This window comes from Bacteroides difficilis (assembly GCF_048319815.1).
GTDB lineage: Bacteria > Bacteroidota > Bacteroidia > Bacteroidales > Bacteroidaceae > Bacteroides > Bacteroides zhangwenhongii.
Window position 1 is genome coordinate 2,767,663 of record NZ_CP182814.1, and the last position, 21,276, is coordinate 2,788,938.

14 protein-coding genes are annotated in these 21,276 nt (G+C 50.7%); 3 read left to right on the forward strand and 11 right to left on the reverse strand.

Translation table 11 applies throughout. The annotated features are described in order from the left end of the window. Positions 1-257: 257 nt before the first annotated feature. The 9 genes from ACNOGP_RS10275 to ACNOGP_RS10315 all read right to left on the reverse strand — a co-directional run bounded on the left by ACNOGP_RS10275 (position 258) and on the right by ACNOGP_RS10315 (position 17,351). Positions 258-1,580: a sigma-54-dependent transcriptional regulator gene (locus ACNOGP_RS10275; protein WP_004291471.1), complete on the reverse strand. Its 1,323-nt coding sequence runs from the start codon at positions 1,578-1,580 to the stop codon at positions 258-260. Beyond that, positions 1,573-3,891: an ATP-binding protein gene (locus ACNOGP_RS10280; RefSeq protein ID WP_004291467.1), complete on the reverse strand. Its 2,319-nt coding sequence runs from the start codon at positions 3,889-3,891 to the stop codon at positions 1,573-1,575. Before ACNOGP_RS10280 ends, ACNOGP_RS10275 begins: the two co-directional genes overlap by 8 nt. Then, positions 3,891-5,816: a tetracycline resistance ribosomal protection protein Tet(Q) gene (tet(Q), locus tag ACNOGP_RS10285; RefSeq protein WP_004291466.1), complete on the reverse strand. Its 1,926-nt coding sequence runs from the start codon at positions 5,814-5,816 to the stop codon at positions 3,891-3,893. The genes ACNOGP_RS10280 and tet(Q) overlap by 1 nt, the downstream gene beginning before the upstream one ends. A gap of 657 nt (positions 5,817-6,473) precedes the next feature. Further along, a complete protein-coding gene (locus ACNOGP_RS10290) occupies positions 6,474-12,290 on the reverse strand; it encodes an N-6 DNA methylase (RefSeq protein WP_004291462.1) in 5,817 nt (1,938 codons plus the stop codon). Continuing rightward, complete coding sequence (locus ACNOGP_RS10295) at positions 12,280-12,732, reverse strand: DUF1896 domain-containing protein (protein ID WP_004304266.1); 453 nt, start codon at positions 12,730-12,732, stop codon at positions 12,280-12,282. The genes ACNOGP_RS10290 and ACNOGP_RS10295 overlap by 11 nt, the downstream gene beginning before the upstream one ends. A gap of 162 nt (positions 12,733-12,894) precedes the next feature. Further along, positions 12,895-14,982, reverse strand: a complete 2,088-nt coding sequence (topB, locus tag ACNOGP_RS10300; protein WP_004291456.1) for a type IA DNA topoisomerase — start codon at positions 14,980-14,982, stop codon at positions 12,895-12,897. Positions 14,983-15,042: 60 nt separating this feature from the next. Continuing rightward, the gene (locus tag ACNOGP_RS10305) at positions 15,043-16,614 is read right to left on the reverse strand and encodes a DUF3945 domain-containing protein (RefSeq protein WP_004291455.1); all 1,572 of its coding nucleotides are present in this window, start codon (positions 16,612-16,614) and stop codon (positions 15,043-15,045) included. A 20-nt stretch (positions 16,615-16,634) separates the two neighbouring features. Next, the gene (locus ACNOGP_RS10310; protein ID WP_004291454.1) at positions 16,635-16,985 is read right to left on the reverse strand and encodes a helix-turn-helix domain-containing protein; all 351 of its coding nucleotides are present in this window, start codon (positions 16,983-16,985) and stop codon (positions 16,635-16,637) included. Positions 16,986-16,988: 3 nt separating this feature from the next. Further along, positions 16,989-17,351, reverse strand: a complete 363-nt coding sequence (locus ACNOGP_RS10315) for a helix-turn-helix domain-containing protein (RefSeq protein ID WP_004304264.1) — start codon at positions 17,349-17,351, stop codon at positions 16,989-16,991. 201 nt (positions 17,352-17,552) lie between these two features. Here ACNOGP_RS10315 and ACNOGP_RS10320 point away from each other — a divergent pair, with 201 nt between their 5' ends. Together ACNOGP_RS10320 and ACNOGP_RS10325 are read left to right on the forward strand one after the other, a co-directional pair. Beyond that, positions 17,553-17,852, forward strand: coding sequence for a helix-turn-helix domain-containing protein (locus tag ACNOGP_RS10320; protein ID WP_004291426.1), 300 nt, complete (start codon positions 17,553-17,555; stop codon positions 17,850-17,852). A gap of 31 nt (positions 17,853-17,883) precedes the next feature. Continuing rightward, on the forward strand, positions 17,884-18,189 hold the full coding sequence (locus tag ACNOGP_RS10325) for a helix-turn-helix domain-containing protein (protein WP_004291424.1): 306 nt from the start codon (positions 17,884-17,886) through the stop codon (positions 18,187-18,189). 77 nt (positions 18,190-18,266) lie between these two features. Here the strand turns inward: ACNOGP_RS10325 and ACNOGP_RS10330 are convergent, their stop codons facing one another. Further along, a complete protein-coding gene (locus ACNOGP_RS10330; RefSeq protein WP_004291423.1) occupies positions 18,267-18,629 on the reverse strand; it encodes a hypothetical protein in 363 nt (120 codons plus the stop codon). Positions 18,630-18,640: 11 nt separating this feature from the next. Then, the gene (locus tag ACNOGP_RS10335; protein WP_004291422.1) at positions 18,641-19,876 is read right to left on the reverse strand and encodes a site-specific integrase; all 1,236 of its coding nucleotides are present in this window, start codon (positions 19,874-19,876) and stop codon (positions 18,641-18,643) included. A gap of 360 nt (positions 19,877-20,236) precedes the next feature. Between ACNOGP_RS10335 and ACNOGP_RS10340 the strand changes: the two genes are divergently transcribed. Continuing rightward, positions 20,237-21,271: an alcohol dehydrogenase gene (locus tag ACNOGP_RS10340; protein WP_418214713.1), complete on the forward strand. Its 1,035-nt coding sequence runs from the start codon at positions 20,237-20,239 to the stop codon at positions 21,269-21,271. Positions 21,272-21,276: the final 5 nt, after the last annotated feature.

The window sequence follows — 21,276 nt, forward strand, 5'->3', positions numbered from 1 at the left end:
AGGGTAAAAAAGTAGCGTGCAATTCACACTACCTTCAAGCGATGGCTCTGGTAAAGCCTTTACGGAGAGTACGTGAATGCACGCTATGCGTAAGCATAGCATAAGCATCACGCAATCGTCTCCGTAGTTCCAATTTACCAGATTTTCGCTTGAAACGCCTTGCGGTCTTATCCTATATGTTGGCGGCGAAAAGCTCCTGCCAATCGCCGTTTTTCTCAAATGTTATGCAAAGATAGCCAAATTCAGTGAATTACGGGCTATGATTGCTTGAATTTATATTTAAGTCCATACTCTTCAAGTTTGCTGTATAGTGTTGTCCTGCCTATGCCGAGCAGTTCTGCGGCGACACTCCGGTTGCCGTTTGCCTGTTTCAACGCACGCAATATCCGCTCCTTATCCTCCGCGTCATTGCGCAAGGCGAAGCTGACAGTAGAGGTCGGTTTCGTCACGGCAAGTTCCAGATGCTCTTTCATGACAACACCTTCCTGCGCCTGCAATACAGCACCCATAACTTTCTGCCGAAGTTCCCGCACGTTGCCCGGCCATGCGTGTGTCAGCAACGCTTTACGTGCTTCGGAACTGAACCCGCTCACGCTACACTCCAGCTCTCTGTTTGCCATATCACGGAAGAACTCTGCCAGCGGCATAATGTCTTCTTGACAGTCACGCAACGGAGGAACGGTTATCCCGAAGTCGTGCAGGCGGTACAGAAGATCCTGCCGAAAACGCTTTTCATTCACCGATACCTCCAAATCTTCATTGGTAGCAGCGATGATGCGGACATTGAAATTCCGGTCTGCCTTGTCTCCGACCGGGCGATACCGCCTCTCCTGTATGGCACGGAGCAACATCTGTTGGGTTTCCAACGCGAGGTTTCCTACCTCGTCCAGAAACAACGTGCCGCCTTCCGCCTCATGGAAATATCCTTTCTTGGCATTGTCCGCACCTGTAAATGCACCTTTGACGTGTCCGAAGAAAGCCGACGGTGCAAGCTCTTTGGAGAGTGAACCGCAGTCCACCGCCACAAATGGCTTGCCTGCACGTTTGCTCTTGTCATGCAACAGGTGGGCAATATGCTCCTTGCCCGTGCCGTTCTCACCAAATATCATCACGCTCATATCGGTGGCGGCTACCAGCCTTATGCGGTGCATGATTTTCTGAAAGGCGGAACCTTCACGGGCGAATATAGGCATACGGCGTTGTCCTGCCTGACGTTCTTTCAGTATGGAACGGATCAGGGGGACAAGTTTATCCTCCACAAGCTGTTTGGGAATATAGTCTATCGAGCCGAGTTTCATGCTTTCCACGGCGGTATTAACTTCGGCGTAGTCGGTCATAATGATGAAGGGCTGCATCTTTCCCTCCTTTCGCATCCAGCACAAAAGGTCTATGCCACTGCCGTCAGGCAGACGCAGGTCGGCAACCACGATATCATTATCTGTTGCCTGTTGCAGATGTTTCTTCGCGGTTGAGAGGTGGTAAGCCTTCATATTGCGGTAGCCCTCCCGTGACAGCATATTGCAGACATATTCGCAATACACGATGTTGTCTTCCACCACAATTATTTTTGTCTTATTCATCTTCGTATTTTCTCCTTTCCTCTTCTGCCAACCGTATTATTTCCACTCCCTTATCCAGCACGGCAGTCACGGCATGGCTTAACGCTTCACCATCCGGGAGAGCATCGCCACGAAGCAATCCGTAAAGTACATTCAGCGGTTGGTCGGCACGGAGCACCTCCCACGAACTGCGCAGGTGGTGGATCAGGGAATCCAGCTTTTGCAGGTCTTTTTCTTTTGCTGCATCCCGTACCGCCTGCATTTCCTTTTCTGTTTCAGTTATCAACTTTTCCAGCATGACGGCTTCATTGCCATAGGACAATAAGGCGGAAAAGTCCGGTTTCCCGTCCGGTGTCGCTTTTATGGCACACCTGTCGGAAACCTCCATCAGTTCCGATATGGAGAACGGTTTGAACAGGCATCCGGCAAAGCCTTTTGCCAATAGTTCCCCTTTGTTACAACTGCCCGAAGCGGTTGCCACAACCACCGGGATTGTTGGTGAATTGCCCACGTTGGACGAACGCAACAGTTCCAGCAATTCGAAACCGTTTATATCGGGCATATTCAAGTCTGTCAGCAACAGGCTGTATTCTTTCTGGCGTATCATTTCCATCAGTGCCGCAGCATCGGTGCAAGTGTCGCAGTGTATTCCTTCTTGGGAATACATCTCTTTCAGCATCAGAAGTAATACCTCATCATTGTCAATGGCGACAACATCATGGAATTTATTGTTATGATAAACAGGTGTATTGCTTGTATATCCAAGCTGTTCTTCAGCTTCCTGCATAGAAATTTCAACTGTGAAACGACTGCCTTTCCCTTTCTTGCTGTCTAAACGGATTGTTCCGCCAAGCATCGACACAATATTACGCATTATGGCAAGCCCAAGCCCGAAACCCTCCTTTGCGGCGGCATTTGATAGACGTTCAAACGCACCGAACGCTTGTTTCTGTTCCTCTTCTGTCATGCCTGTACCTGTATCTTCAACGACCAGTGTCAGAACTCCATTATCATATTCAGTAATCAAAGAAACACCGCCTTCTTCTGTGAACTTGACAGCGTTTGACAGCAGGTTATTCCCGATTTGTATTATTCGCTCTTTGTCGGTCAATACAATGGCATCGTGTCCAGTCTTCACGGACAAGGACAGCCCTTTGTTCACGGCAACAGGCATGAACTCCGTTTCAAGTGTGTGCGTGATTGCTGAAATCCGGCAGGGTGACAGACGGGGCTGTTCCTTGCCGTTGTCCAGGCGGAAGAAGTCAAGCAAAGTGTTAAGCATATCCCGCATACGGTCGGAGGATTGCAGTATGTTTTGGATATACTGCCCGGACTTATCCTCACACTGTTCTTTCCGTATCAGTCCGGCATAGCCTGTTATTGCTGTCAGCGGTGTGCGCAGTTCATGGGTGATAGTATGTACCGCCTTCTTCCTTGACGTTATCAGTGCCTCGTTCCGTTGTACGGATTGTTCCAGTTGCCTTATCAAATCAGTTGTCTTGTGCTTGTATTGTTTAATGCTTTTTGCATCACGATGTATGATGATGTAGGAAATTAACAACAATAGAAGAACGAATCCCATTAAACCGCCTACTTGCATAAATGACTTTTCACGCATGGCAACTATTTCGTTTTCCCGGCTTTGCAGTTCGGTTTGTACCTTTTCTTCTATTTGGCAAATCAATTCTTGCAGTTGTCTGTTAAGTTCTGCATTACGAGCTGCAAGGCTGTCGGCTTGTTCCGACAATTGGCGATCCTGCACTTTCTGTTCGCTGATTACGTTTCTATTGACCGAATGAAGGATAGTGGTTGATACTGCTGGAGTTACTTCCTTTTTTTTGCCGAATATGCCTAAGAAACCTTTTCGTTTTGGCTTTTTGGACTGTTCCTGCACACTTTTCTGTACAATAACCGGAATTTGATTGGCTATCTTCTTGTTAATAGATTGTTGTTCATCCATTAACCGGACTATCTGGAACATCTGTCGTTCCTTATCCTCTAAAAGACTGCGCACACTATCGATGCGCTCTGCTGGATAGGTGGCCTTGAAACGGCAGAGCATACTGTCCATTGCCATACGCCGTGCATGGTAATGCTCGATATCTTTATCGTTCCATTCCAGTATTGTTTCACCCAATAGAGAAAATTTTATCATTTGAATATTGATATTGTTTATTTCTTTTCGGAGCTCGTCTATTTTTTTATTGCCAAGTTCTAATGCTTCTATCTCCTGCCATTCATAGAGGCTATTATATGCCATACATCCGATAAGAATGGAGATAAGTATATATCCCAACCGTATTGCCTTATAGAAATTTCCTGACCGCTCCATTATTTTAATGACATTGATTTTTGGAACATGAATAAAAGTTTATCTTTTTCGTTCATGCGGATATTATCAGAATAACCGTCTTTTGTTATTTGATACCCACATGGCTTAACCATAAAAATGCCTAAGCCCTTAGTGTACGAACTTACTTCTGAGGCATAGTCTTTACTTGTATTTAATGGAACTTTCCCTTTAATATGACACCACTCATTATTACAACTGATGTCTTCAATCTCAGACATCAGTTTTTGCAAATCTGTAATAGCTTTGGAACTCGCTACTTGGGGTATCTGCAACTCAAAACAGAGCATCGGTTCGAGAATGTCCACACCTGACTGTTGCAAAGCCAGCCTGAAGACATAAGGGGTCAGCTGTCTGAAATCAGCAGGTGTACTTACCGGGCTATAATACTCGGCTTGAGTAAAAGTTACTTTCAGATCTGTCACTTCCCATCCATGTAAACCAGATTGGCAAGACATACGAATCCCTTCAAAAACGGCATTTTGAAAAGAATGGTTCAGATAACCATAGGAGATGTCACTTTCGATTTGCAACCCTGCCCCTAACGGTAAGGGTTCAAGAGTCAGCCCTATTGTGGCCCAGTAAGGGTTGGGTGGTACTTCGATCTGAATAATCTTATTGACCTTTTTTATAGGTCGTTCTTTGTAGATAGTCTTGATCTCATCAAAATGGACCTTTACGGAAAATCGTTCTTCCAGCAATGTCTGTATGATTTCCTTTTGGGTCAAACCATATAACGAGATTTCCAATTCATCACTATATGAGTTTATGGAAAAGGACAAAGACGGGTCTTCAATCCACAATGTATTCAGAGCGGATATCACCTTGCTTCTCTCTTCGGGCTTATTTGGCCGGACGGAGGATTTGAGAGCGGGATGCTGATGAGATAATCCTTGAATCAAACAAGGTTTAGCACCTAAATAATCTCCGATTCGAAAATCTTCTATATCTTCTACAATCGCGATATCATTGGCACCCACTTCATCAACATTTATCTCTCTGCCCTGATAAATAGTCTTTAGATTTTTAATCTTGATGAATTTTTCCGAATCGTTGATTCTTACAACGTCTCGAAGTCTCAGACTTCCGTCAATTATTTTAAGAAAACTTCTTTTATGCCCTTTGGGGTCATGCTCTATCTTATAGAGATAAGCTGAAAGTCTGTTTGAGACTGATGCCGGAGGAAGTATAAAAGAAGAAATGGCGTCCAACAACTCATTGATACCGATATTGAACATTGCTGATCCATGTAGCACCGGATAGACTTTGGCTTTTGCCACAAGAGCGATTATCGTATTCCAATAATCAGCCGGTGAAATTTCGCTATCCGCCAAATATCGTTCTAATATATCGTCGTCATGGTTGCATACAAATTCTTTGTATTCTTCCTTTATATATGTTTGGGAGCAAACCGGATAAACCGATCCATCGACAACAGTTTGCATAAACAGGACATCTTGCGACAGATTTGTTTTTATATCCATATACAAACGCTCCAAATTCACACCGGCACGGTCAATCTTATTGATAAATATAATTGTCGGGATTTGCAGCTTTTGTAAAGTACTGAACAGCAACTTTGTCTGCGCTTGTATGCCTTCCTTTGCGGATAAGATGAGGACTGCTCCATCAAGCATTTTGAATGTCCGCTCCACTTCCGCAATAAAATCCATGTGTCCCGGAGTGTCAATGATATTGCATTTCACTCCATTCCAGATAATAGATGTCGTAGAAGCCCGGACAGTAATTCCTCTACGTTTCTCTATATCCATAGAGTCCGTTATGGTGTCACCATTATCCACACGGCCGCACTTTTCCGTTGCTCCACTGGCAAACAGCAGATTCTCGGTTACGGAAGTTTTTCCTGCATCAATGTGAGCAAGAATTCCTAAATTTATAATATTCATTTGGATTAAGCAATAATATACTACAGTAGATGCATTGTCGAAACGCACCTTTTAATACCTCCTCGTAGCATATGAGAACTACAGGATTACTAACTCGTATTAATATGTATATTATTACTGCCGCATAACGATTACAAAATTACACAAAAAAATATATCTAACAAAAGTGGGAGGATTTTTTAACTTTTTACCATAGACATTTTATTAGGGAAGCGTAGGTTCAACTGGCAAGTACAAATAAGTAGAAATGTTTGAACAACACCGTTTTAGGAAGTTGAAAAATCAAGTTTCTCTCTCGGTATAGCGTTTATTTTGGCCAATATCTTCTTTAGTTTAGCATTTGTGTATTTCCCATTCGTGTTCTATTTAGCTCCTTATTATGAGTATGTAGCAAGTTACTTATCAAATTCAGCCTCTTTGAGGGTCAAATATGGTTTTGCAAATGGTGACTGACAAGACATAAACAAGGTCAGCAGGAATTTTTTACATAAATGGACATGAATGTATATAACCTAAAATAAGAATAAATTTTAATAAGGGCTGCCCAAAAAGAAAAAAATGCAGTTGCCATCCTATAGATACTTGCAGAAAGGATAAAATTTACTTTTAGACCTTTTGGGATAGCCCTTATTAATACTTCAGATAAAATTCCTTAGGTTATATTTTCAATCCTTTGGACCGGGTTTCCTCCTTGGCATACAGTCCCGGACGCCCGATTATGACATGGTTGGCAACGATACTATCCGCCGGACTGCGTATCTGCGGCGGTGCATTTTCGGGATATTGCGCCTGCCTGTTCCTCACATCTTCCGCTTCCGGCTTGAGCTGTTGCCCTTCATTCTCCTTTTCTGCGACTTCGGGCGTGGGTGGCGCAAGCTCCAGCTGAATTTTTCGGTCAAGGGCGGCAAGTTCGGACTTCAACTGCTTCAGCTCGTCCTCCTTCTTCCACACCTTACCCGCTATCTCCTGTAACTGCGGTATCTCCATCTCCAGCACCTCGTTCTTCGCCTTGTACTGGTCGATGATGGAGGGTATCCTCTCCATCGCGTTGAGGAAGTTGCGGGCGGCGGCCAACGGGTCAGCCATCGCCAGATGCCCGTTGTTGTAGGTGTACTTGTAGTTCCCCTCGACCACGAAGCGGTTGTCGGTGAACTCCAATCCCTCTTTGAGTATCCTTTCGCTCACCACCTTTATCGGAAAACCGTAAAGTTCACCGACCTGCGTGTACAACCCTCCGGTCGTGGCATTCTTGGCTATCTCCTGCAAACGCTTTCCGATGACCTTCTCATCGGCGGAATCCACTCCGTCCACCTTTATTATATTAAGGCGGTTGCCCTCCTTGTCGGTCTGCACCACCGACAGGAAGCGGTTCCAGTCCTCCGTCATGGCATCTATGAAAGCCGTGTTGTTGCGCAACTCGCCGGTCTTTGACTCCAGCTTGAACTCCGAATCACGCTTGCCCTTGTTGAACGACTTGCGTTCCCCTTCGAGCGATGCGATCCGCTTTTCCAGTTTCGCCTTGTCCAACAGGTCGGTATTGCCGGAGAGCAACGCCATGTATTCCGAGAAATTCATGCCCGATTTTTCGTCCATTGCCCCCTCGTCGATGGTACGCGCACCCATCGCACCGCTTTTGAGCTGGCTTATGAAAGTCTGCTTGCAGTGCAGGAGGTTGAACTTGTAGCTGTCCAGTGACTTCTCCACCGCGTAGATGATTACATCCACGTTGTTCCCGGCGAAATGTTTGGCAATCTCATTACCTGCCCTAACTCCGCGTCCGTCACGCTGTTGCAAGTCGGACGGTCGCCACGGCGTATCGAGATGATGGATAGCCACACACCGTTTCTGGGCGTTCACACCCGTTCCGAGCATAGAGGTAGAGCCGAACAGCACACGCACCGTCCCGGCGTTCATGGCGTCTATCACCGCCTTCCGCGCCTTGTCGGTCTTGCACTCCTGAATGAAGCGCACCTCGCTTGGCGGTATACCGTAGTCCTCCGTCAGTTTGCGCTTGATTTCCGAATAGACGTTCCACCCGTCGCCCGGCTGGTATGTCCCCAAATCAGAGAAAACGAACTGCGTGCCTTTCTGGGCGTCGTATTTTTGATAATACTCCGCGATCATCTTGGCACAGTGACTCGCTTTGTTGTCGGGATGATCTTCGTAATTCGGGTCTATCATGCGCATGTCGAGTGCCATTTTCCGGGCATAGTCCGTGGCGATGAGCATCTTCGCCTTTTCTTCCGTTTCCGAAAGCGGCAGCCTGCCCAACAAGGTGGCATCGCCCGTCTTGGCGAACTGCATCAGTTTCTGTATGAAGTCCTCCTGTTCCGGCGTGGGCGGTATATGGTGCAGTATCTCGTTCTTGGCAGGACGGTCAACGCCCACATCCTCCGCCGTGCGGTAGTCCGTGATTTCATTATAGAAGGCGGCAAGCTCCGGCACTTTGATGAAGTAGCGGAAACGCTCCTTCTGGACCACATTGTTCGTCACGTTAAATTCAAAATCCGTCGTCTTCTTGGCAAATATCGCCGCCCAAGCGTCGAAACACCTTATGTCCTGCCGTTCCAGCTCCTTCGGGCGCAGGTACTTGAACAGCAGGTACAATTCAGTCAGTGAGTTGCTGATAGTCGTGCCGGAGAGGAAGGTCGCACCCAAGTCTTTTCCTGTGCGCTCCTGTATGGTGCGTATGGCAAAGAGCATGTTAAGTGCCTTCTGGCTTCCCTCGCTGTTTCCCAATCCCGCCACACGGTCGTGGCGCGTGTTGAAAGTCAGATTCTTGAACTGGTGGCTCTCATCTATGAAGATGTGGTCGATGCCCATCTGCTTGAAATCCACCACGTCGTCCGTGCGTGACTTTATGGCGTGTTCCACCTTCTCCAGCTTCGCTTCAAGGTTGTGCTTGCGCTTCTCCAATCCTTTCAGCATCGCCCGCGACACGTTCTTTCCCTGCTGCCGTAGCACTTCGAGGTTTTCCTCCACCGTGTCAAGCTCTGCTTGCAGGATGCGCTGCTGCAATTCCGGCGACTGCGGTATCTTGCCGAACTGGTCGTGCGACATGATGACGCAATCGTAGTCGTTGTTCTTTATATTATTGAAGAAGCGCACACGGTTGGCGGTCGAAAAGTCCTTCTCCGAAGCGTACAGAATACGTGCGTTGGGATATGCCGCCTGATAGGTGGCTGCAATCTCCGCAACGTTGGCTTTCAGCCCGATAATCATCGGCTTGTGTGCCAAATTCAGACGCTTCATCTCATGCGCGGCGATGCACATTATCAGCGTCTTACCGGTTCCCACCTCGTGGTCGCAAATTCCGCCGCCGTTCTGTTTCAACATCCAGACGCAATCCATCTGTGAGGGATAGACGCTCTTGATACCCCGGCTTGCCAGCCCTTTCAGGTTGAGGTCGGGAAAGGTCTGATGGGAGCCGTCGTAGCGCGGGCGCACGAAACAGTTGAACTTGCGGTTATACATCGTCACAAGCCGCTCCTTGAACTGCGGCGACTGCTCTTCGAGCCATTCGGAGAAGCCGTTTCGTATCTCGTCAATCTTGGCGTTGGCGAGTTGTATTCCCTCGCTGTCGCGCATCTTGATGTCGTTGCCATGCTCGTCCTTGCCGATGGACTTCATCATGTCAGGGCAGGTGTTGTGCAGGGCGTGTTTTAGGAGGTGCATACCGTCATAGTTCCGGTAATACCCCTTCACCAGAAACTCGTCCGTGATTTTCATGGTGCGGTAGCCGCACACCACCGAAAACTCGTCCATGCTTGCGGAATAGGCGATTTTCACCTCCGTGTCGAACAGCCGGCTCATGTAGGCGGCATAGACACCCGTCGGAATCCAGCGTTCCCCGAAATTGAAGTCCAGATCCTCGAAGGCGATGCGCTGCGGCTCGGCATCTTTCAGAGCCTCCAACGCCTGCTTCACCTCCGGCATACGCTCATTTTCGGGATTGTCACCCATCCATGCCTCTATGCGTTCCGCTTTCTCTATGACATTTCCGGCGATGAAACGGTCTTTGATTTCGTAACCGGTCACGAGCGGATTGTAGTAGATGCGCCCTTGCAGGGCAGTGAGCAAATCCTCCGCCGTGCTGTCGGTTATCTCCCGCATATAGTCGAGATTGACCGTACCATATTTGTTGAGCGACGCAGACAGGGCTTCTTCGGGAGAGCCTACGTTGGCATGGCTCTCCACCGCGAAGGAAACAGGATGCTCGAAGATGTCCGCCTTGACGAACTTTCCGTTTTCCATCCGTTCCAGCGAAAGGATGTCGCGCCCGCCCGCATCCATCATCACTAACTTCACGTTCTGCTTGGCGTTGAGGTTGCCGTAGCGCATGACAAACTCATCGTAACAGGTATTCAGATGCTCTCGCCACGGAACATTTGCCTCGCGCCGGAGCGATTCATAACGGTACAGACGCTCGTAGGCGTCACGCAGCGACACATACAACAACGCCTTTTCCTTCTGGTATCCTTTCAGGTCGAGCGGCTGGAATGTCGCCCCGTATGGCGTGATGTCTTTCAGGTAGCCGATGTTATGACGCCCCCGGTCAGCCACCAGCGACCCTTCGCGCAGGTGCATCTCCGGCGTGCGGTGGTAGGCACGCGGAGAAAGGTCCACGACTTCCTCCTTCGGCTTTTCCGCTTCGATGTCGGGGAAAAGGAAAGTCCCCACCGCTTCCGATGGGGTATCTGTAACGGCAGGTGCGGCGACTGCCTCCGGCTGTGTTTCCTCCTGTCGTGGCTGCTCACGGGAAGTTTCCGGCACGGCTTTCACTTCCGTCTTTTCCGCCACTTGTTTCTCGTTATGCTGCCTTGCCAGTTCCCGAAGTTCTTTCCTACGCTCCGGCGTCAAACCCATCATCATTTCATAGAAACCGTTGATGGGAGGATTGGTATCCCAGTCCAGTGTGGCATAGATGTCGTCCGGGTCGGCAGGCTTGGCGGTGTTCTCCGCTTTCACCTCCTTATTCTCCATTGCGGGTTTTGCAGTTGGAGCTGTCGGTGTAACCGTGACTTTCGGTTTGGGCGGAGTGGACTTTGCCGTAACTGCCTTTTTCACCGTCTTTTTCTTTTTGGAGGTTTTCGGTTGGCTGACCTCTTCCGTCATCCCCCAGAGGTCAAGCAGGGTGAGCTGCACGCCTGCGGAATATTGCGGGCGCGGTTCTATCTCCGGCTTTTCATCTGCGGGTTGCGGCTTTTCTGTCGGAGTTTCCACCGTCTGCGCCGAGGATACTGTTTCCAATTTTATGGCAGGACGCTCTACTTTATTTTGAACGGCAACTTTTTCTTCCGTTCCTGCCTGCCGGATTGAACCCGAATACAAGCGCATGGCAAGCCTGTAATGGAAATCCTCGTCGAGCATACGGCGCAAATCCCCGGCGATGCCTGCTGCCTTGCCCTCGTGCAGATAAACCATAGCGGGCTTCCCGTAGGGGTCTGTGTCAAGTTTCGCCATCGTATGCACGATGCGTTCCGGGTGGTGGATGAAATAGGCGTTGTCGGTCAGGGCGGTTTTCGTGTCCGTCTGTATCACGGTCATCAGCCGCTCGTCCTGCGACATTTCCTTCTTGCTGAGGTTCTTTTGCAGGACAATCAGGTCACTGCCCACCTCCGTGCCCGCGTTGTCCGTGAACAGGTTGTTGGGCAGGCGTATCGCGGATACCAGATTGGCCTGACTGAACAGCTCGTTACGCACGGAGGTCTTGGTGCTATTCAATACCCCTTGCGAGGTGATGAACGCCACGATACCGCCGTCACGCACGGCATCCAGTCCTTTGAGAAAGAAATAGTTGTGGATGGTTTTCTGGGCGGAGCGTCTGCCGAAAGAGTCGCTCCGCTGAAACTCCGCGTCGAACACGGCAATGTCACCGAACGGAATGTTGGACACCGCCAAGTCGAAATAATTGTTGAACGGTCTTTCGATTTTCTCAAAACCGCAGGTGCGCATTTTCTGGTCGGGATAGAGATGCCTCAAGATTGTACCCGTGAGCAGATCCTTCTCGAAAGCCATCACATCCGCATTGGGGCTGTGCCGCAGCATGGAATCCACGAACACGCCGACACCTGCCGACGGTTCGAGCATACGGGCGGGGCGGACGCTGTAATCTGCCAGCACGTCCGCGATGGTGTCGGTTATCTCTTTGGGGGTGTAGAAAGCGGTCAGCACGGACGCTTTCAGCGAATCCACAAACCGCTTGTACTCTGTTTCGTCCTTGCTGTTCTCACGGATAAGCCTGTGCAGCTCCACCGTCGGGGCGAACAGTTCGAGGTCGGATTTCGCCCACCGGACGGCATCCGTCAGTTCCTTTGCAGGGTTGAGGATACATTTCAGACCGCCGAAACCGCAGTACCTTTGAAGTATGGCACGCTCTTCGGTTGTCGCTGTCCTATTTTCCCTGTCAAGGATGAATGCCGTCCGTATCGCCTCGATGTTGTCCCGCAGTTTCTGTTTGCGGTTAAACGCCATATTCGTCTAAGTAAAGGACGGTTGCTCCCGTCAGCTCCGTGTAGAGCAGGTCGTAATCGGAAGACAGGGCGAAATTGTCATCCGAGAGGTCATAGACGGAGAACACGTTGCCGACAAGCGGCAGCAGTTTCAGGACAAAGGCTTCACGCTTCTCTTCCGGCACTTCATCGGCAAACTCGTTTTCCACGACTTCGCGGAGGATGGCGTAACGGGAATAATGCAGCCCGCGCAGCAGCGTGTCCATCGCCAGTTCCTGCGCACCATCGGCGGGATAGCCTTCAAGCCGTGCCCTCTCATACGTTTCGGCGGCACGGTCGGCCCGTTCCCGTATGAAAGCGGTGTCGTCAGCCTGTTCAAACTTGTTCGTGCGGAGATAGTCCAGCAGGTACAGACCGTAATAGGAAAAGTCGGTCTGACCCTCGTTTTTCTTCTTGTTGTTCATTACTTTGGATTTAGCGGATTGATAATTAACGGGATAATCGGTTGGAAAAAGGAAGAAAAAGGCACTCGGTATCCCTCCGAGTGCCACCACTAAATCCAAAGTATGAGTGTAATCCGGTATCGAAGAACAATTCATTACTCTGAACAAGTGGCAAAGTTAATACTATTTCTTCCGTCCTGAAAATTTCTTGTCCTTTTTAGCCTCCGGGAACACAAAAGTCGTGTTATATTCCCCGTCAAAGGCGACAACAGCATCGAAACTCTTGCCCTGTTTGCTCTTGAACCCTTTGAGCAGCTTGGTATGCCCTTCGGTGAGCAGGTCTTTGATTTCATCGTCGGACAGGGTGCGTCCCGCTTTCAGCCGGAACACGGGCAGTCCGCACTCCGTGTTGTCGCAGCGTACCACCTTGCCGTAGAACCGCATCCTGCCCGTGCCACACTTGGGACACGCGCAGCCGGAGTCACGGCTGCCGAAGAGCTTGTCGCACGAGATCAGTTCGGAGGTTATCTCACGTGTGTACGCCTCTATCTCCTTGCGGAAGGTGTCGTCGGACAGTTCCCCGCGCTCGATACGCGCCAGCTCCTTTTCCCATTCGCCCGTCATGGCAACATCGGCGATGCGCATCGTCTTGACGACGGAATTGAGGGCAAGTCCTTTTTCGGTGGGAACAAGCGACTTCTTGCAGCGTTCCATGTAACCGCGCTTGAAAAGCGTTTCGATGATGGAGGCGCGTGTGGCGGGAGTACCGATGCCACAGTCCTTCATCGCCTGCCGCAGTGCGTCGTCCTCAATTTCCTTGCCCGCCGTTTCCATTGCCGAGAGCAGGGTGGCTTCGGTATGCAGCGGCTTGGGTTTGGTCTTTCCTTCGGTAATGGACGAGCCTTTCGGTGTCAGCGTGTCGCCTTCCTGCCAGCCGGGGATGGTAATTTCCTCTTTTTCCTCGCCATAGACGGCACGCCATCCGGTTTGCTTCACGACGCTGCCTTTTACGGTAAACTCCACTCCGGCACATTCCGCCGTGACAGTGGTCACATCCTTGACGCATTTCTCAGAGAATGCCTCGACCATGCGCCCGGCAATCATCTGATAGATGGTATTGTCCTCTTTGGAGAGGAAGAGCGGTTTCTCACCCGTGACGAGCAGGGCATGGTGGTCTGTCACCTTGCCGTCGTCCACGCTGCGGCGTGTCGGGGCGGCTTTTGCCCGCACCTTGTCTTTCCATTCGGGCTGTGTGCCGATGAAAGCGAGCAGTTTGGGAATTTCGGCAAACACGTCTTCGGGGATGTAGCGGCTTCCCGTTCTCGGATAGGTTATCAACTTCTTTTCGTAGAGTTTCTGCGCGATTTCAAGCGTCTGTTCCGCCGTGAAGCCGTGCTTGGCGTTGGCTTCTTTCTGGAGCGTGGTCAGGTCGTAGAGCAAGGGAGTTTCCTCCGTCTTCTCCTTGCGCTCGGCTTTCGTGACAGTGGCGCAACCTGCCGCCTTTACCTTATTATATAGTTCCATCGCCGGTTCTTTCTCTTTCCATTTCTCGGAGGATGAGAATTTCACGACTTCGCCGTCGCAACCGTCCGTTGCGATATGGAGCTGCCAGAATGCTTCGGACGTAAAGCGGCGGTTCTCCCAGTAGCGTTCACATACCATAGCCAACGTTGGTGTCTGCACCCGCCCCACGGAATACGTGCCGTGTCCGGCGGCGATGGATAACGCCTGTGTGCCGTTGATGCCCACGAGCCAGTCGGATTCGCTCCGCGCTTTGGCGGCGAGGTAGAGGTTGTCGTATTTGCTGCCGTCTTCGAGTTTCCGCAGTCCCTCGCGGATAGCTTTGTCGGTGAGAGAGCTGATCCACAGGCGCACGAAAGGAGTGGTGCAACCCGTATAGTGGTAGAGGTAGCGGAAGATAAGCTCTCCCTCGCGTCCGGCATCGGTCGCCACGATGATATGTTCGCTTGTGTCGAACAGTCTTTTGATGACTTTTATCTGCGACACCACGCCGCTGTCGGGCTTGTAACCTTTCTCCGTCCTGACCTGACGGGGGACGAGCGTGAATGTGTCGGGAATAATCGGGAGGTTGTCACGGACAAATCCGCGCACGCCGTAGCCGTCGGGCATGGCAAGCTGAACGAGGTGTCCGAATGCCCATGTCACGGCATAACCGCCTCCCTCGAAATATCCTTCCTCTCTCTTTGTCGCGCCCACGATGCGGGCGATTTCACGTGCCACGGAGGGCTTTTCTGCAATGATTGTCTTCATGTCTTCTTCTTTTTTGTTGATACTTTGGATTTTATTTTGGATTCAGTGGCGGACACGGGATTACATTTTCATGCCCTTGCCCGTTTTCTTCTGCGGCTTCTCCTGCTGCTGTTGCTGGCGGGCGTCCTTCGGGTTGGTCTGACCTTTCTGCAACGGCTCTCTCAGATTCTTTGTAGCCTCGTTGGTCTTGCCATCGTTGTTCACCGCCACCTGCGTGCGGCTCTCGTTGGACGGAGCAACCTGCTGTGCATTGTCAGGGTTCGTGTCGTAGCGGTACGGGCGTCCCTTCTCCGGGTTGAACTTGATATACATCGTGGCATGGAAGCCCTGCTTGTCGGTCACGTTCTCCAGCTTCACGGCTTTACCCGCCACATAGTCGGCTTTCTGCTGGTCGGTGAAGCTCACGCCGCTCCATTTGCTGATGGGGCGGATGCTGCCGTCCTCGTTCGTCCACGTGTTGCGGCGTTGCTCCTTCTTGGTCTGTGCGGCATTTTCCCCGCCCTGCGCCTGACTTTTCGATGTGTCGCCTTTGGTTTCCTGTGTCTGTGCGGTACGGGGCGACTTGCCGGTTCCCGGCACGAACTCCACGCCGCGCTGCTCCACGTTCACTTGCAGGGTGGTGACGAACTTTCTGCCGTCGTTGCGCTCGATGAGCTTGTCGCGTACGGGCAGTCCGGCGCGGAGCATGTCCCGCTCCTGCGTGGTGATTTCCGTCTTGCCGATGCGCTCCGGGATGCGCACCCTGCTTGCCGGAATGTCCGTGATTTCATTCGTCTTGCGGTCGATGCTGATGTAGGAGGGGATGATCTCGCCCGTTTCCCTGTCCACAATGTCCACGACCCTACCGAGATTGCCCGTTTCGCGGAGGTTCTTCCGGTCATTGTCGGAGAATTTGTGTTCCTTGTACTCATCCAGCTTCTGCTCCTTGCGGATGAAGTGCGGCACGAGGCTGATGTTTCCCTCACCGTCCTTCTTGAAGGAGAGGCGGGCGTCCAGCTCGAATGATTCGCCGCCGAAGGTCGGTTTGACCTTTACCAAGTCGGACTTGCCATAGTTGAGCATCTTCGTAAGGTCGCCGGACTTTTCAAGGTTGTCCCGCTTTACGCCCCATCTGTCCTCCAGCTCCTGCCAGTTGATTTTACTCTCGTCGATGGGCTGGTAGCCACGTTTGCCCTGCATCTGTTCGGATTTGTCCTGTTGCTGTTCTTTCCGTTGTTCCATGTTCTCCTGTTTTTGAGGTTCTTGTTTCTCTGTCTGTTGTGCTGCCATCTCTTCCTGCACCTTCTTCTCATAGTCGGAGGTGTCCACCTTGTGAGGGGCGAGCAGCTCCTTGTTCGCTTCGGGGTCTTTCAGCAGTTGCTTCATCACCTCTAAGAGATTTTCAGCTTGGTCTGCCGCAATGCGGTAGAAACCGAAGCGGCTGGGTTCCTTGCACTGCCGGAAGAAGTTCTTGAAGAAGTTGTCCAGCACGTCGCCATGTCGGTCGAATTGCAGGAAACTCTGCGCGTTCTCCGCTTTTGCGGGGGTGCGCTTGGGTGTGCCGTCCGCGTTCAGCCCGGCTACCACGCTGATCTCGCCTGTCTTCTCGTCACGGACTACCAGCACGTCCTTTTCGTCTTTTTTCTTTGCCATCTGAAAAATGTTTTAATGGGTTATTTATGAAAGAAATTATGGATACGAGCCTTGTAGAAGGCTATATCTTCCTTTTTGAAGTCCTTGATATGGTTGGAAAGGAATGTCAGCACGTCCTCCTCGCTGTAATAGGTCTTCTTGCCCAGCGTCTTGTAGGGCAATGCGCCTACGCTGCGGTAGCGTTGGAGGGTGCGTTTGCTTATCTGGAGCAACATGCACAAATCCTGATTGTCGAAAAGGCGGATGCTTTCCGTGATAGTGGGCTGTTTCCCCTCAGCCTTCATCGCCAGCAGCAGTTCGTCCTGACGGTCGAGCCGTTCCATCAGCTTCTGCATCCAGCCCTCGAAGTTGTTTCGTGTGAGCAGTTCCATGACCTATGTCCTCCTTCCTTTTGGTTTGCCGCCCGTGCGCAGCGTGTGGTTGTGGAACAGGGTGTCTATTGTCCCTTCCTCGTTCCTTACTGTGTTGTCCTCCAATAGCCGCAGTATCTCGGAAAGGCGGTAGCGGCAGCTTCCGCGTACCACCACATACTCGATACGGTGGTCGGTGCGCATACGCTGCATGGTGCGCTTGCTCACGTTGAGCATCTTCGCCGCCTGTGCCGTGTCAAGCAGCTTGTCTTCGGTTTCCCGCTTCCGTTTCTTCTCGTCCCTTGCCTCGCGGATGTACCCTGCGATGTTCGCAATCTGCGCCATCATCTCCTTGTAGGCGGAACTTTCCATTGTTATCACTTTCATGTTCAGTCCTTTCTTTTTGTTTCTGCGACAAAATTCGGCAATAAACAAAAGGGGCTTTAACAACTCACTACGTGACTCACGTAAGATTTTTGCGGAAGATGGCTCCGTAACCCGGTCAAACGGCGCAACAGGCAGCCTTTCAGCGGAAAACGATACGTCTTGTATGCCGTTTCGTTACCTTTGCGGCAAACTCTAAATGACATGAATATGGAAATAGTATCTATCGAGAAAAAGACTTTCGAGATGATGGTGGCGGCATTCGGCGCACTCTCGGAGAAGGTCGCCGCCCTGAGGCGCAAAAGCGACACGGGGCGCATGGAAAGATGGCTCACGGGCGAGGAGGTCTGCGGGCAGTTGAGAATAAGCCCGCGCACGTTGCAGACGCTGCGTGACAGGCGGCTTATCGGCTACTCGCAGATAAACCGCAGGTTCTATTACAAGCCAGAGGAGGTGAAGCGGCTGATACCGCTTGTCGGCACGCTCTATCCGCACGGCAGATGATTTGATTTATTCACCCACTGAATCCGAAGTTATGATGAACGAGAACAACGATGTTTTTACGATGGAAGACGAGCCGATAGCCTCTGTGGTGCAGGATATGCGCAAAGGCTCGAAATGGCTGTCCGCATTTCTGGAAAGCTACCGTCCTCCGCTGGACGGGGAACGTTACCTGACGGACGGCGAGGTGTCGGAACTGCTCCGTGTGAGCCGGCGCACCTTGCAGGAATACCGCAACAACCGCGTGTTGCCCTTCATACTTTTGGGAGGGAAGGTGCTTTACCCGGAAACGGGGCTGCGCGGGGTACTGGAAGCGAACTACCGCAAGCCGCTGGAGTGAGGCGGTTTCATGAAAAAGTAAACGGGTGACACCTTTTGTGGTGCTACCCGTTTACTTGTCTTATGGGGTATGTGCAATCAGCAATACCCGGCTTTTCCGTTCTGTATGAACATCACGTATGTCTGCCGTTTCTCTTGTGAGAGTGCCTTTCCCACCAGCCATGTGCGGAACAGGTGGGTGTTGTAGGTATTCACCCTGAAAGCGACCGGGATGATGATTTCAAGGGCGTACACGTCCGCGTGCAGCCCGTTTTCAAGCTGCATGTAGCGGCACACCTCGTAGTCGTTCAGCACGTCCGACTTGCGGACGGCTCTGATGGCGGCGTTCACTGCCGGGACGGTCGTATGGAACAATCCGGCTATTTCGGTGGCGGTCATCCACACGTCGTTACCGGTTACGCTGACTGCCTTGTCCTCGATGATGATTGTGTCACGTTTCATGGCTTTTCTTTTTAGATGGTGCAACCTGCAAATTCCTCGACGCCGTTCAATCTTGCGGCAAGGTTCTCCATGTCCTGATTGAGCTTCTCTTTGGTTATCTTTGCGTAAATCTGCGTCGTCTTTATGCTCTTGTGTCCGAGCATGGAGCTGACCGTTTCGATGGGAACACCGTTGGAGAGGAATATCGTCGTGGCTGCCGTGTGGCGGCTCTGATGCCACGTGATATGCTTGGTGATGCCGCAACGCTTGGCGACGGCACGGATACCGGCAAGGCACGTGTTATAATGCGGAACGGGAAATATCCTGCCGTCCCCGCACAGTCCCCGGTATTTGCCGATTATGCGGTTGGCGATGTCGAGCAGGCGGATGTTGGACACCACGCCCGTTTTCTGGCGGTTGATGTTTATCCACTCGTGTTCGTCGAAGTAGGTGCGGATATTCTCTTCCGTAAGGTTGCGCATATCCGCGAACGACAGCCCCGTGAAGGCGCAGAACAGGTAGAGGTCGCGGTACAATTCCTGTTTGGCGTTTTTCAGTTTCCCCTCCATCAGCAGGCGGATCTCATCTTTGGTCAGGAAACTGCGTGTTGTTTCCTCCTTCTTGATTTCATACTCGCGGAACGGGTCGCGCGTCAGCCACTCGTTGTTGATGGCGATGAATACCATCGTCCGTAACGGGCAGACGTACAGCCACACGGTATTGGTGCAGCAGTGCTTGTCCGTGCGCAGGAACATCTCGAAGTCGGAGATGAAAGCCGGGGTAAGCTCTTTTAGGGCGATGTCCTTCACATGGTAGCGGATGTCGAGGAACTCTTGCATGTGCTTGTAAACGGTGCGGTACTTCAGCAGCGTGCCTTTGGCTTTCATGCCTGCCTCCACCTGCTTCTCGTAGTCCTCGTTGTGCTGGCGGAACACCTGCATCAGCGTGTGGTAGCGGTGTTCCAGTCCGAGAAAGGCGTTCTTCACCTTCTCCGCCGTGACGAAGTTGTCACGCTCCATGATTTCCTGATAATGCCTGTTGATGCGTACCCGCATCTTGTCAAGCATACGGTTCGTTTCGAGTGCCGCCGTGCTTCTGCCCGTGACACGTCCACCTTTGGTGTCCCACAGTTTCGGATCGACAGTCAGTTTGCAGCTGAACTGTGTCTGGCTGCCGTCCACCGTGATGCGTCCCATGACGGGAACTGTCCCGTCCTTTTTCACTACCTGACGCTTGAGGTAGTAGATTACTGAAAATGTACTCTTCATTGTCCTTAATTTTTGGGTTTCAAAATTAGTTGGTGAAGAGTCCGGTGTTGGTACGCAAAACGGGGAGGAACGGCGCAATCTTTTTCCGTAACCTGATTTTTCGCATGAGTTATGGATAACTCACTATTCCTTAGAGCCTTGTTTCGCTATTCGTACCCGTTTGTCGCATTTTCGGGCATGGTTACGAACAAGTAACGTAGCGGCGTCAGGATTTGGCTTCGGCAGGGATTGTAATGGCTTCACGGATTATCGCCACTTCAACCAAAACCCTTGTAACTCAATTCTATCACTATATCTTTCCGCATTTCACTTTTTTGTAGTAACTTTGCAAGGTATATATTAATGAACGAGGAGGATATTATGCTTGCATACACATATATTGAACACGGAAAGTTTGAATTGCAGGAGAAAGCGAGACCGGAAATAAAGGATTCACGGGATGCAATCGTACGTGTAACACTTGGTAGCATCTGCACCAGTGATCTTCATATTAAACATGGCAGTGTGCCGCGTGCTGTGCCCGGAATAACTGTCGGGCATGAGATGGTAGGTGTGGTAGAACAAGTGGGAGCTGATGTCACTTCGGTGAAGCCTGGTGACAGGGTGACTGTGAATGTCGAAACTTTCTGCGGTGAGTGTTTTTTCTGTAAGCATGGATATGTGAATAACTGTACTGATCCTAATGGCGGTTGGGCTTTAGGTTGTCGAATTGATGGCGGTCAGGCGGAATATGTCAGAGTTCCTTATGCGGATCAGGGGTTGAACCGTATTCCGGATACAGTGAGTGATGAACAAGCTTTGTTTGTCGGTGATGTGCTTGCAACAGGTTTTTGGGCAGCACGCATCTCGGAAATTACCGAGGAAGATACTGTTCTTATCATCGGTGCCGGACCTACCGGGATTTGTACTTTGTTGTGTGTGATGCTGAAGAAGCCAAAACGCATTATTATCTGTGAAAAGTCTCCAGAAAGAATTCGGTTTGTTCGCGAGCATTATCCTGATGTGTTGGTGACTGAACCGGAAAACTGCAAGGAATTTGTTCTCAAGAACAGTGACCATGGTGGTGCAGATGTTGTTTTGGAAGTGGCAGGGAGTGACGATTCCTTCCATTTGGCTTGGAATTGTGCCCGTCCTAATGCTGTTGTCACGATTGTAGCCCTCTATGATAATCCACAGCTTCTTCCTTTACCTGATATGTATGGCAAGAATTTGATTTTCAAAACAGGGGGAGTGGATGGCTGCGACTGTGCCGAAATCCTTGCGCTGATTGAGGAAGGTAAAATTGATACCACTCCTCTTATTACACATCGATTCCCATTGAATGAGATTGAGGAGGCTTACCGTATTTTCGAGAACAAGTTGGATGGGGTTATTAAAGTAGCAATTTATAAATAATCCAT

What these genes read in the sequence shown, in the direction of transcription:
- ACNOGP_RS10275 (WP_004291471.1), bottom strand. Translation starts at nt 1,580, where the DNA reads ATGAATAAGACAAAAATAATTGTGGTGGAAGACAACATCGTGTATTGC.
- ACNOGP_RS10280 (WP_004291467.1), bottom strand. Translation starts at nt 3,891, where the DNA reads ATGGAGCGGTCAGGAAATTTCTATAAGGCAATACGGTTGGGATATATA.
- ACNOGP_RS10290 (WP_004291462.1), bottom strand. Translation starts at nt 12,290, where the DNA reads ATGGCGTTTAACCGCAAACAGAAACTGCGGGACAACATCGAGGCGATA.
- ACNOGP_RS10295 (WP_004304266.1), bottom strand. Translation starts at nt 12,732, where the DNA reads ATGAACAACAAGAAGAAAAACGAGGGTCAGACCGACTTTTCCTATTAC.
- topB (WP_004291456.1), bottom strand. Translation starts at nt 14,982, where the DNA reads ATGAAGACAATCATTGCAGAAAAGCCCTCCGTGGCACGTGAAATCGCC.
- ACNOGP_RS10305 (WP_004291455.1), bottom strand. Translation starts at nt 16,614, where the DNA reads ATGGCAAAGAAAAAAGACGAAAAGGACGTGCTGGTAGTCCGTGACGAG.
- ACNOGP_RS10310 (WP_004291454.1), bottom strand. Translation starts at nt 16,985, where the DNA reads ATGGAACTGCTCACACGAAACAACTTCGAGGGCTGGATGCAGAAGCTG.
- ACNOGP_RS10315 (WP_004304264.1), bottom strand. Translation starts at nt 17,351, where the DNA reads ATGAAAGTGATAACAATGGAAAGTTCCGCCTACAAGGAGATGATGGCG.
- ACNOGP_RS10320 (WP_004291426.1), top strand. Translation starts at nt 17,553, where the DNA reads ATGAATATGGAAATAGTATCTATCGAGAAAAAGACTTTCGAGATGATG.
- ACNOGP_RS10325 (WP_004291424.1), top strand. Translation starts at nt 17,884, where the DNA reads ATGATGAACGAGAACAACGATGTTTTTACGATGGAAGACGAGCCGATA.
- ACNOGP_RS10330 (WP_004291423.1), bottom strand. Translation starts at nt 18,629, where the DNA reads ATGAAACGTGACACAATCATCATCGAGGACAAGGCAGTCAGCGTAACC.
- ACNOGP_RS10335 (WP_004291422.1), bottom strand. Translation starts at nt 19,876, where the DNA reads ATGAAGAGTACATTTTCAGTAATCTACTACCTCAAGCGTCAGGTAGTG.
- ACNOGP_RS10340 (WP_418214713.1), top strand. Translation starts at nt 20,237, where the DNA reads ATGCTTGCATACACATATATTGAACACGGAAAGTTTGAATTGCAGGAG.